An 11,348-nucleotide genomic window follows, 5' to 3' on the forward strand; every position below is an offset into this window, starting at 1 on the left:
AAATAAAAAGGGAAGCAAAATTGCGCTTCCCTCTTCGCCTTTTATATGTTTACAGCTGCGGGCAGCTGTCAGCTAGCAGCTTCCGCAGCCGATGCCTGGCCACCGTTTGTTTGCTCAGGAGTCTTTTGCTTTTCGCGAGCCTCCCGCAACAGAGCTTTGCGGCTCAGTTTGATCTTATTGCCTTCGATGGCGAGAACCTTCACCATCACTTGATCGCCTTCCTTGAGCGCATCGCGCACGGAGCGGATGCGTTGTTCGGCAATCTCACTGATGTGCAGAAGTCCATCCGTGCCCGGAAAGAGCTCAACGAATGCACCAAATTCGGCGATACGGACCACTTTGCCGAGATAAGTCTTGCCAATTTCAGCGGTGGCAGTAACCATGCGAACGCGATTGAGAGCCTCTTCTGCAGCCTTGCCGTTGACGCCGAAGATGTGCACCGTGCCGTCGTCGAGGACGTCGATTTTGCATCCGGTCGCCTCAGTGATCGCACGAATATTCTTGCCGCCGGGTCCGATCAGGTCGCGGATTTTGTCCGTAGGAATCGTGAGTGTGGAAAGATGTGGTGCGTAGACGGAAATCTCAGTGCGCGGGGAGGAAATCGCGGCTTCCATTATGTCGAGGATCTCCAGTCGTGCCTTGCGCGCTTGTGCGAGCGCCTCGCGCATCATGGCGATGCTGACCCCGGTGACCTTAATATCCATCTGCAGCGCGGTAATTCCCTGCCGCGTGCCCGCAACTTTGAAGTCCATGTCGCCGTAATGATCCTCCGCACCGGCGATGTCGGTGAGAATCGCGTACTTATCGTCTTCAACGACCAAACCCATTGCGATACCGGCGCACGGTGCCTTAATCGGCACGCCGGCATCCATCAGTGCGAGACAGCCACCGCAGACGGAAGCCATCGAGGACGAACCGTTCGACTCGAGAATGTCCGACACGACACGGACCGCATACGGGAACTCCGCCTCCGATGGAATGAGGTTTGCAAGCGCACGCTCGGCCAATGCGCCGTGGCCGACTTCGCGACGACCTGGTCCGCGAAGCATTTTCACTTCGCCGACAGAAAACGGAGGGAAATTGTAATGCAGCATAAAGCGTTTGAAGACGTCTTCCTCGAAGAGCAGATCGAGGCGCTGCATGTCGTCTTTCGTGCCGAGCGTGACCGTTGCGAGGGATTGCGTTTCGCCACGCGTGAAAAGTGCCGAGCCATGGACGCGAGGTAACAAACTGATTTCGCAAGTAATTTGCCGAATTTGATCGAATGCGCGAGCGTCCGGTCTGCGGTGTTTCTTGACGACATCATCGCGGAAAATGCGTTCGCGGAGCCGTTCAAACGCACGAACAGCCAGTTTGCGTTTGTCGTTTTCTTCCTCGGGGATAGCTTCCAGCATTTCCTTTTCGATTGTGGAAACGCGAGTATAGCTTTCGAGTTTGGGGTACCTCGCGGTATCGAGCGCGTCATGCAGGCGTTCGCCATACTTTGACTCAATCTGCTTGGCGAGCGCCTCGTCGAATGCTGGTGGCGTGACCTGCGCCTTTTGCGGCTTGATCACGTTGTGAAGTTCGCGGATTGCACCAATGATCTTCTTGATTTGCTCGTGTCCGAAGGCAAGCGCATCGGCGACAGTTTCTTCAGAAACTTCGAGCGAGCCGGCCTCAACCATCACGATAGCTTCTTCCGAACCCGCCACAACAATATTGAGCAGACTCGTTTTCTGTTCGGCGACTGTCGGATTGACGGTCAAGCGGCCATCGAGTAAACCGACGCGCACGGCGGCGATAGGATTGTTAAAAGGAATGTTCGAGCAATAAAGCGCAGCGGAAGCCGCGGTAACGCCGAGGACATCGGGGTCGTTCTCGCTGTCGGCAGAAAGCACCATGCTCACGATTTGCGTTTCGGTTGACCAGCCCTCTGGAAAGAGCGGACGGAGCGGACGGTCAATCAGCCGCGAAACAAGAATCTCGCGCTCGGTCGGCCGGCCTTCCCGCTTGAAAAACCCGCCGGGAATTTTCCCGGCGGAGTAGGTGTACTCGCGATAATCGACAGTTAACGGGAGAAAATCCTTTTCAGTTGCTTTGCTATCCATGCACGCGGTCGACAAAACGACCGTGTCGCCATAACGAAGCACAACGGCTCCGTTGGCTTGACGGGCCATCTTGCCCGTCTCGAAACTCATCTGGCGTCCGCCAATTTCCACACTAGTTTGATGTGCCATTCCAATTCACCTTCTGCGTCCGGTATGCCGGAGCGTTTTCACGTTACAGGAGAAAATTCCTGCTTTTCAGGAAGAGATCACAGTTGAGGAGCATAAAAAAGGCTACGCGCTTGCGGAATAAGGTTTGCGCACACAATTACCCACGCGGCCCCACAAGTCAATTCGATGCGGAGAAGGTACTTCCGGATGGGAGTGCAATCGGCTTTCTGAATAAGCCGTCCTATTTGCGCAAACTAAGTCTCTCGACAATCTCGCGGTACCGATCTGGGTCGCGGCGATTCAGGTATTCCAAAAGCCGACGGCGGCGATTCACCATCATAATGAGGCCGCGCCGTGAAGAATGATCCTTTACGTGGGATTTGAGATGCGTGGTCAAATAGCTGATGCGTTCACTGAGAAGTGCAATCTGCACTTCCGGAGAACCGGTGTCCTTCTCGGCCCGCCGGTATTGCTCGATGACGCCTATTTTGGCCTCGCTCAACTCAATTCCCTCCTGAATCTCCACACCCTGCTCTAAGCGTTGTCTCTTCCGTGTCCCAAAAAGCGTAGCACAGATGAACGCAAGTTTAATAGAAGAATTTTATTTTTTCATGATTCAGATGGTGTTGCCGCCGAAAGCATAACTTCACGGCCAAAAGTGCTGGACCGGTTATGTATGCTTCCCGTTGACGAGCGCCAGAAATTCGTCGCGCGTCTGTTTGTTCTCGCGGAATGCACCCAGCATGGCGCTGGTCACTGCGGACGAGTGCTGCTTCTCAACGCCGCGCATAACCATACAAAGATGCTTCGCTTCGATAATGACGCCGACTCCCTGCGGACTAAGCTTCTGCTGAATGGCTTCGGCGATTTGGTTGGTCAGGCGCTCCTGAATCTGCAGGCGGCGGGCGAACATGTTGACCAAGCGCGCAATCTTGCTCAGACCTATGACTTTCTTTGATGGAATGTAGGCAACATGGCATTTTCCGAAGAATGGCAGCAAGTGGTGCTCACAGAGACTGTGCACTTCGATGTCTTTGACAACCACCATCTCGTCATAGCAGACGCTGAACGTCGCGCCATTCAGCAATTTGTCGGAGTCTTGCCGATAACCGCTCGTCAAATAGCGCACGGCCTTCTCAAAACGCTCAGGCGTGCGGCGCAGACCTTCCCGATGGGGATCTTCACCGAGCAAGACGATCATGCGCCGAACGAGATCGGCAATCGTTTCTTCACCGGCTCCTGCTAAACGTATGGTTTCCGTTTCGGTGATTTCTTTGCTCATTTAAACTCCTTGGCCTACTCGTGCTCATCAACAGTATATTCAAAGCTGTTCTTCGCCGTTTCTTCGATCCGCACGCGCACAAGGCATGCATGTGGAAAACCAGAAAGCCGGCGAAAGATTACACGACAGAGATTCTCCGTCGTTGGGACGCAATCGCGAAATTCTGGGACCTCTTCGTTTAAGTACACATGATCAAAATGGTCGAGCACTTTCTCTCGAACAAACCTGTCGAGGTCCGCGAGGTTCGCGATCATTCCTGTCGCTCGATTTACCGGTCCGCGAACGCCCACTTCGACCGTGTAATTGTGCCCGTGACTATGAGGATTTGCGCACTTGCCAAAAATCTTGGCATTCTGCTCGTGCGTCCATTCCGGACGAAATAGCCGATGCGACGCCGGAAACGAATAGCGGCGATTCAGTGAGAGCTTCACGCGCTGTTCCTCACACAATCCACGAATAGATCCGGAGACTCATACAAGCGAATCCGATCCAATCGACCGTGATGGATCTTGGGCTCAAGGATTTGCCATAGCGCAGATGCGATTTCCTCGCACGTCGGGATCTTGCCAGCGAGCTCCGGCACTTCGTAATTCAAGTGGCGATGATCCAGGCGCTGCATGACTTCACGGTCGAGAATTTCCTTGAGTTCCTTCAGATCCAGAATCATTCCAGTTTCCGGGTCAGGCTCGCCGGCGATTGTCACTTCCACAACATAATTGTGCCCATGGCCGTGCGGATTGTTGCACTTTCCAAAGACTCGGCGATTCTCTTCAGGGGACAGGTCGGGATTGTGATAAAAGTGCGCGGCAGAAAATTCGAGTTTTCGCGTGATGCGCATCATGGTTCTTTAACGAGATATTTTCTCCCCTTCCAGGTCACCTCACCGCGATTATATTTGCATGAGGAAGCGCCCATTGCCACAGCGTAGAGAATAACCGCTGGTACGTAGTATAGGATGAACCACAGGGAATAACGATTCGCGGTTAGTTCGCGACTGTAGAGGGCATGCCTCACCAGGAGATCAGTGAATCCGATTACTACAAGCCACCTGCCAAGCTCGCCGCTTAGCAGCAGTCCAGTCCCGATTAGAGCTACGGCGAGCCAAGGAACGATTTTCAAAAATTCTTGCAATATTGCGCTGCGAGTTCCACCGAGCAGAAGGTAAAGATTTTTCGTCCAGCCTTCCCACATGGGGCGCAAGCCTCGGTACATTCGCGTGCGAGCGATTCCCTTTCCGGTTGCAAAATAGAGGTGCAATCCGGCCTGCTTGATCCGGTGCGCCAAAGCGACATCTTCGAGCACAGAACTTGCGACGGAACGGTGCCCTCCTATCTGCTCGTACGCATCGCGGCGAATAAGCAAGAACTGGCCGTTTGCGGCAGCATCTGCCAGAGAAGGATTATTTACACGCGCGAAGCTAAATTTTCTCGAAAGCCGGCAATAGATAAACGGAATCAAAGCGCGCTCGGCGAAAGTCTTGGTGATCTGTTCGGGAGAATACGAAACGAGCGCCGCGTCGTGCGCGCGAACATCTATAAGAGCGCGATGCGCCGCTCCAAGAAGAAGAACCGTGTCTGCATCGGTGAACAAGAGCCATTCGCTGCATGCCGCCTGAGCACCAGACCAAGCGGCAAAGTTCTTGCCAAGCCAGCCATCAGGAAGTGTATCCGCATCGAGAACTTTCAATTGCGGTTGGGTTTTCGAAAGGCCACGCAAAATTTCGCCTGTGCGATCCGTCGACGCGTCATTGACGATGATAATCTCGGCGATTTCTGGCTGTGCAGCGAGGCTCGTTACGCATGCCTCGATATTCGCTTCTTCGTTGCGCGCCGGTACGATTGCAGAGATTTCAGGCATCGCTATGCGATGAGAGAAAGAAATGGAGCTGGTCAAGCAAAACAACCCAAGACTCATGAAAAATATATCACACTGGTATAAAATGTTAATCCAAGGCGAAAATGAAAAGGAAAATCCTAAGTGGAATTATGCTGGGAGCTGTCGTCGGGCTGCTGATTTTGTTTGCTATGCCCAGTTACAAGTACGGCGAGGCGAGTCCAGCAGGATCCATGGCAAAACCATTTTCGTTTGAATTGAATGGGAGCCCGGAACAACTTTCCGATTTGCGCGGGAAGGTTGTCGTGCTCAATTTCTGGGCGACATGGTGCCCACCTTGCGTAGAGGAAACGCCTTCTCTGGTCGCGCTACAACGTGAAATCGGCCCGAAGGGCGGCGTAGTGCTAGGCATCAGTGTCGACAGCGATGCACAAGTTTATGCGCAATTTCTGCAGACGAATGGAATCGACTATCCGACCTACCGCGACCCAGACTCGAAAATACCCTCGGAATACGGCACTCTTGTTTATCCCGAAACGTACATTATCGATCAGCGAGGAAAAATCGCCCGCAAGCTCGTCGGAGCGCAGGATTGGATGAGCCCCGAAATGACGGCGTACCTTAAGTCCCTTCTCGGCAAGAACTAGTCTTGCACGGGCGTGGCCTTCTTAGTCGCGGTGCGTCCCTTTGACATAGGGGGAGGGGGTATGTTATTTTAGTTTCGAGGAAAAATGCTTTCGATGAAAAACGAGCACGACAGGCGCGCCGAATGTGGCTGCGAAACCAAAATACGCGGGAGGAAAGCTGTCGCTGTCGACCCTGAGATCCGACGCACAAACTTGAAGAGACTGCGGCGAATTGAAGGGCAGGTGCGCGGTTTGCAGAAAATGGTCGAGGCGGACCGTTATTGCGCCGACATTCTTGTGCAGATTTCATCAGTGCAAGAAGCGCTGCGCGGAGTGGGGCGAAATCTAATGAGGAACCACCTGCGACACTGTGCGACCGATGCTATTCGCAAAGGCGGGGCGCGACATGCAGAGGCGGCGTACGATGAACTGCTTGACTTAATCTACAAGTATTCGCGATAGAGGAAAATTTCATATGTGGGCAAAGAAAGAATCTCGGTGCGGAAGGCGTCGGCCGCGGATCGTTTGTCGAATGGCCCCAGTTGCGCTGGCCCTTGCCGTTTCATTTTTCTCTCCCGCTGCGAAAGCGGGGCGGAGCTGTTTTTCGAAAAGCATGGGCGCGGATGAATGCACATTGCTATGTATGGGAAAACTGCCGAATGAAGACAGACTTAGCCCCGAGACAGCCGGGATCGCGAGTGAAATTATGAAGCAGAATGCCTCAATAACCAGCATGAAGGGCATGACAATGCTTCTGCCGGCGGCTGCGGAATTGCTGATGCAAGAGGCTTCGGGAACAAGCATGAATCCGCTCTCTGCGCCTATGCCAATGCGCATGCTCTCGCGTGGGAACTGGAATTTGAATTTTATGGGCGATGCATTCGTAACGGACACGCAGCAATCCGGTTCGCGAGGCGCCGACAAACTTTATTCCACGAACGTTTTCATGGGATCTGCGGAGCATGCTGCTGGCAGCGGCGCTTTCGTTTTCGATTTGATGCTTAGCTTAGAACCGACGACCATCACCGATCGAGAATACCCTCTACTTTTCCAAACTGGTGAGACTGCCTATGGTGAACCAATTGAAAACGGTCAACATCCGCATAATTTTGTGATGGGAGCCGGCGTGCACTACGCGCGGCCCTTGGGCGAAAATGCAATTGTTGAAGCATATTTCGCGCCAGTGGGCGATCCCGCGCTCGGGCCCGTCGCGTACCCACACCGCGCTTCCGCGGCCGAAATTTCGCAAGCCCCGATCGGCCATCACTGGGAGGATTCGACCCACATTTCATACGAAGTTGCGACGATCGGTGTGAAATACAAAATTGTACGCCTCGAAGCGAGCGGCTTTCATGGAGGCGAACCAAATGAAAATCGCTGGAACGTTGGAGCTGGCGTGATGGACTCGTGGTCAACTCGGTTGTCCGTATTTCCAACGCGGAATTGGGCGGCGCAGGTTTCTATCGGAAGGCTGATGCAACCGGAAACTCTTGAGCCGGGAGATGTCGTACGCACCACAGCATCTGCGGAATATTCGCGGCCCATGGAACGCGCCGACTGGTCGACGAGTTTCGTTTTCGGGCGCAATCACAATACCTTAACTGACTTGGGCACAAATGCATTTTTGCTTGAGTCGGTATTTCCACTCACTGAAAGAAATTTTCTGACGGGACGCTGGGAATCCGTCGATAAAGATGAATTGTTTGCTGCGGAGCCGGCCATCGAGCAGCAGTTGCAAGATACGGCGGGCATGACGACATTCCGTATCGATGCCTACACGCTTGGCTATACGCACTATTTTCCGCTCTTGCCTTCCCTCGAAACCGGCATCGGGGCAAATTTCTCAACGTACACGCTACCTACGGCAATCGTTCCCTATTACGGCGCACATCCTCTGAGGGTGAATTTCTACCTACACTTTCAGCTCAGGCCGAACAGGTGATGCTCGACAAATGAGCAGCGAACACATATCCGCATCGGGACCTCCAGCCGAGCAGTCCAATCTCGCGATCGATCCTGTCTGTGGCATGCGCGTCGATCCGGCAAGAGCGCGCGCTGTACGTGAATACCTTGGCAAACCCTATTATTTTTGTTGCGAAGGTTGCGCGAAGAAATTTACAGATGCTCCAGAAAAGTATCTCGCCACGCAGCGGGCGAACGCATCGATGGTCACGATTGCGCCCATGCGACCCAAACCTGACGCTGCGCCTATTGCCGGAACCATGGCTGCACAATCGGGCACGGGGGCCAAGATACCTGCTGGAGAAATTTATGTTTGTCCGATGGATGCGGAAGTTCGTGTGAACCAACCTGGGCCCTGTCCAAAATGTGGCATGGCTCTTGAGCCGTTGACCCCGCCTGCACTCTTGCAGAAAATCGAATACACCTGCCCTATGCATCCGGAAATTGTTCGGGGCGAACCTGGTACATGCCCCATCTGCGGCATGGCGCTCGAAGCTCGCACCGTGCAGGCGCGCGGGGAGGCTAATCCGGAATTCGCTTTAATGAAGCGTCGCTTGTGGATTAGCGCCACCTTGACCGTACCGCTTCTTATGTTTGCGATGATGGGGCATGCATGGAAAGCTTCGATTTCTTCGTCAATTAGCGCGTGGATTGAACTTGCTCTCGCATCGCCCGTCGTGCTTTGGGGCGGGTGGCCGTTTTTCGAACGGGGCTGGACTTCCCTTCGCAATCGCAGTTTGAACATGTTTACGCTGATCGCCATGGGCACGGGTACAGCGTATGTCTATAGTTTCATCGCGATCATCTTTCCCGGCATTTTCCCCAACCAATTTCGCGGCGCGTCCGGCGCGTTGCCGATCTACTTCGAGGCTGCGGCAACGATAACGGCGCTCGTGCTGCTGGGCCAGGTGCTTGAATTGCGTGCGCGTGAGCGTACCGGCGGCGCGATTCGCGCCTTGCTGCAATTGGCTCCAAAGACGGCACGTCAAGTGGAGGCAGATGACACAGAAAGAGACATCCCACTTGAAGCAGTTCACCGTGGCGATCGTCTGCGCGTTCGCCCTGGCGAAAAAATTCCTGTCGATGGAGCTGTTCTGGATGGCGTTAGTTCGGTTGATGAATCGATGATTACTGGCGAGCCGATTCCAGTCGAAAAAGTCGCTGGCAGCCGTGTGGTGGGTGGGACAGTAAACGGAACCGGCAGTTTTATAATGCGTGCGGAGCGCGTGGGGAGCGAAACTCTGCTTGCGCGGATTGTGCAGATGGTCAGTGAGGCACAGCGCAGCAGGGCGCCAATTCAAAAGCTCGCCGACAAAGTCTCAGGATACTTTGTGCCTGTGGTAATACTGACCGCCGTGGTTACGTTTATTTGCTGGGCTTTGTTTGGTCCTTCGCCGCGTTTTGCGCACGCAATGCTCAATGCTGTTGCGGTCCTTATCATCGCCTGCCCATGCGCCCTTGGCTTGGCCACACCGATGGCTATTATGGTCGGAACTGGTCGTGGCGCCGCTGTCGGCGTTCTCTTCAAGGATGCCGAGGCCCTTGAGATTCTGGAGCGCGTCGATACGCTCGTTTTCGACAAGACCGGCACGCTTACCGAGGGAAAAGCGCAGGTCGCCGCGATCCAACCAACGAAAGAATGGAACGCTAAAGATGTTTTGCAGTTTGCGGCTGCCGTGGAACGGGCAAGCGAACACCCTTTGGCCGCAGCCATTCTCGCTGAAGCTGCGCGGCAAGAGCTGCAAATCGAAAGCGCTGTTGAATTTCGCTCATTCGTCGGTAAGGGAATAACCGGCCGAGTCGCTGGGCATCAGGTCGCTCTCGGAAATGCTGCGCTCTTGCGAGAGATGGGTATTGAACGAGACACTTCAGTAGCCAGTAAGGACCATGGGGACCAAACGCTTATTTTCGTTGCCATCGATGGGCGCGAAGCCGGCGCAATCGCCATTGCCGATCCTATTAAAGAAACGACGCTGGAGGCGATTGCGCAGCTTCGTAAAGAGGGACTGCGTCTTGTCATGCTCACTGGTGACAGCCGCGAGAGCGCGGATGCTGTCGCGCGCAAGCTTGGTATCCACAAAGTTGTTGCCGAACTTCTTCCGGAGGATAAGGCTAGAGTCGTGAAGGAATTGAAGTCGCAGGGACGTAGTGTCGCCATGGCTGGCGACGGCATTAACGATGCGCCAGCGCTGGCTGCAGCCGATGTTGGCATCGCCATGGGTTCAGGCACGGATGTTGCTATCGAATCGGCGGGAATGACGCTCATAAAGGGCGATTTGCGGGGCGTTGTCCGTGCGCGTCATCTGAGCGAAAAAACTATGCGCAATATCCGCCAAAATCTCTTCTTCGCCTTCGCATACAACAGCGTAGGCATACCAATCGCCGCAGGAGTCTTATATCCATTTTTCGGGTTACTATTGAGCCCGATCATCGCCAGTGCGGCCATGACGTTCAGTTCTGTTTCTGTTATTGCCAACGCGCTTCGGCTCCGGCACACCTCTCTATGAACTGAGAATCTGCGCCATTCGCCGCACAATTTTTCTTTGCTATAATGCGGGTATGACATTCATGCGCATGACTTATAAATTGCAAGAGCCTCTGAGGAACGAACAGCTGCGCGCGCTGGCGCAATTCGCAAACACGTATGGACTGCAGACGTTTCGCCTCGACGAGAAGAAAAATTGGCTGCAGTTTGATTACGACGCGTCACGGCTCAAGGAAACTGAAGTCGAACACGTGCTGCGCATGGCGAAAATCCCTGTGGTTGGGCGAGTCATGCAAAATTAAGTGAGTGGCAGCGTCTTCGGTCTTTGTGAAGAAAAATGGGGCTCCCGCTTGGGATCGGCAGCCCCGAAAGGCCACGTTCCGATGATCCGGCCTAGGCGAGACCAGATCTTGGGGTCATCCATCCTAGCTTCCCTCTCAGAGGCAGGTGGGAAACGTTTCTCAAAGCTCCGTGGCCGAGCCCCTTCCTCCTCTGCCACATCGCGATGAGCCACGTTGTGGAACGCGACCCACAATTCCTAAGAGCAAACCTTCTGCCAATGGCACAAGGCTTTCTTTGGGCTGTCGCGAACTGAATCGAAAAGAGTTAGCTGTAATAGGGGTTGGCCGCCTCCTTCCTTGAAACTTCAAATTGGGAAGTTGCTCCCAGTTTTGTATGATCTTTGAAATCCCATTCGTGCTTGTGCTCATCAAGCATTTTGTTCTTGCGATTTGCGTGGAAGCTCCAATTTCATAGATTATGCTCCAAACTAGACGCAAGCTATTCCTGAGCTTCTGGTCCGGCACGGCTCTTGGGTCTTCATGGCTCTGTTGACATCCTATGAAAAAGGCGTCGATGCTACAGGCGATACAAATTGAAACTCAAACCGAGCAGCAGGGCTTGACGGCCTTGCATGCGCAGCGTGCGACCGGGTGCGCGAGCCGAGAGTTTGCGTTTCACCG

12 protein-coding genes are annotated in these 11,348 nt (G+C 54.0%); 5 read left to right on the forward strand and 7 right to left on the reverse strand.

Annotated features, from left to right (window positions below):
• Positions 1-68: 68 nt before the first annotated feature.
• The 6 genes from pnp to VGR81_07170 form a co-directional block, all read right to left on the reverse strand.
• Positions 69-2,219 (reverse strand): polyribonucleotide nucleotidyltransferase, encoded by a 2,151-nt coding sequence (gene pnp, locus VGR81_07145; protein HEV2288710.1) that lies wholly within the window; start codon positions 2,217-2,219, stop codon positions 69-71.
• A gap of 220 nt (positions 2,220-2,439) precedes the next feature.
• Positions 2,440-2,706 (reverse strand): 30S ribosomal protein S15, encoded by a 267-nt coding sequence (gene rpsO / locus VGR81_07150; protein HEV2288711.1) that lies wholly within the window; start codon positions 2,704-2,706, stop codon positions 2,440-2,442.
• Between the two features lie 162 nt (positions 2,707-2,868).
• A complete protein-coding gene (gene folE / locus VGR81_07155) occupies positions 2,869-3,480 on the reverse strand; it encodes a GTP cyclohydrolase I FolE (GenBank protein ID HEV2288712.1) in 612 nt (203 codons plus the stop codon).
• 14 nt (positions 3,481-3,494) lie between these two features.
• Positions 3,495-3,911 (reverse strand): 6-carboxytetrahydropterin synthase, encoded by a 417-nt coding sequence (locus VGR81_07160; GenBank protein ID HEV2288713.1) that lies wholly within the window; start codon positions 3,909-3,911, stop codon positions 3,495-3,497.
• A complete protein-coding gene (locus tag VGR81_07165; GenBank protein ID HEV2288714.1) occupies positions 3,908-4,321 on the reverse strand; it encodes a 6-carboxytetrahydropterin synthase in 414 nt (137 codons plus the stop codon). The genes VGR81_07160 and VGR81_07165 overlap by 4 nt, the downstream gene beginning before the upstream one ends.
• On the reverse strand, positions 4,318-5,337 hold the full coding sequence (locus VGR81_07170) for a glycosyltransferase (protein HEV2288715.1): 1,020 nt from the start codon (positions 5,335-5,337) through the stop codon (positions 4,318-4,320). The genes VGR81_07165 and VGR81_07170 overlap by 4 nt, the downstream gene beginning before the upstream one ends.
• 101 nt (positions 5,338-5,438) lie before the next feature.
• On the opposite strand from VGR81_07170, the gene VGR81_07175 reads away from it, so the two are divergent.
• Positions 5,439-5,960 carry a TlpA disulfide reductase family protein gene (locus VGR81_07175; protein ID HEV2288716.1) on the forward strand — a complete coding sequence of 174 codons (522 nt, stop codon included), beginning with the start codon at positions 5,439-5,441 and terminating at the stop codon, positions 5,958-5,960.
• 93 nt (positions 5,961-6,053) lie between these two features.
• Positions 6,054-6,401, forward strand: coding sequence for a metal-sensitive transcriptional regulator (locus VGR81_07180; protein ID HEV2288717.1), 348 nt, complete (start codon positions 6,054-6,056; stop codon positions 6,399-6,401).
• Here VGR81_07180 and VGR81_07185 read toward each other — a convergent pair.
• Positions 6,383-6,505 carry a hypothetical protein gene (locus VGR81_07185; protein ID HEV2288718.1) on the reverse strand — a complete coding sequence of 41 codons (123 nt, stop codon included), beginning with the start codon at positions 6,503-6,505 and terminating at the stop codon, positions 6,383-6,385. The two genes, VGR81_07180 and VGR81_07185, sit on opposite strands and share 19 nt — an antisense overlap.
• A 176-nt stretch (positions 6,506-6,681) precedes the next feature.
• Here VGR81_07185 and VGR81_07190 point away from each other — a divergent pair, with 176 nt between their 5' ends.
• The 3 genes from VGR81_07190 to VGR81_07200 are packed head-to-tail and all read left to right on the forward strand — an operon-like array spanning position 6,682 to position 10,688.
• Entirely contained in the window at positions 6,682-7,881 is a 1,200-nt protein-coding gene (locus tag VGR81_07190; GenBank protein HEV2288719.1) for a hypothetical protein, read from the forward strand.
• Positions 7,882-7,891: 10 nt separating this feature from the next.
• Positions 7,892-10,408: a heavy metal translocating P-type ATPase gene (locus VGR81_07195; protein HEV2288720.1), complete on the forward strand. Its 2,517-nt coding sequence runs from the start codon at positions 7,892-7,894 to the stop codon at positions 10,406-10,408.
• 52 nt (positions 10,409-10,460) lie between these two features.
• On the forward strand, positions 10,461-10,688 hold the full coding sequence (locus VGR81_07200; GenBank protein ID HEV2288721.1) for a hypothetical protein: 228 nt from the start codon (positions 10,461-10,463) through the stop codon (positions 10,686-10,688).
• Positions 10,689-11,348: the final 660 nt, after the last annotated feature.

This window comes from Candidatus Acidiferrales bacterium, assembly GCA_035934015.1.
Taxonomy (GTDB): domain Bacteria; phylum Acidobacteriota; class Terriglobia; order Acidiferrales; family UBA7541; genus DAHUXN01.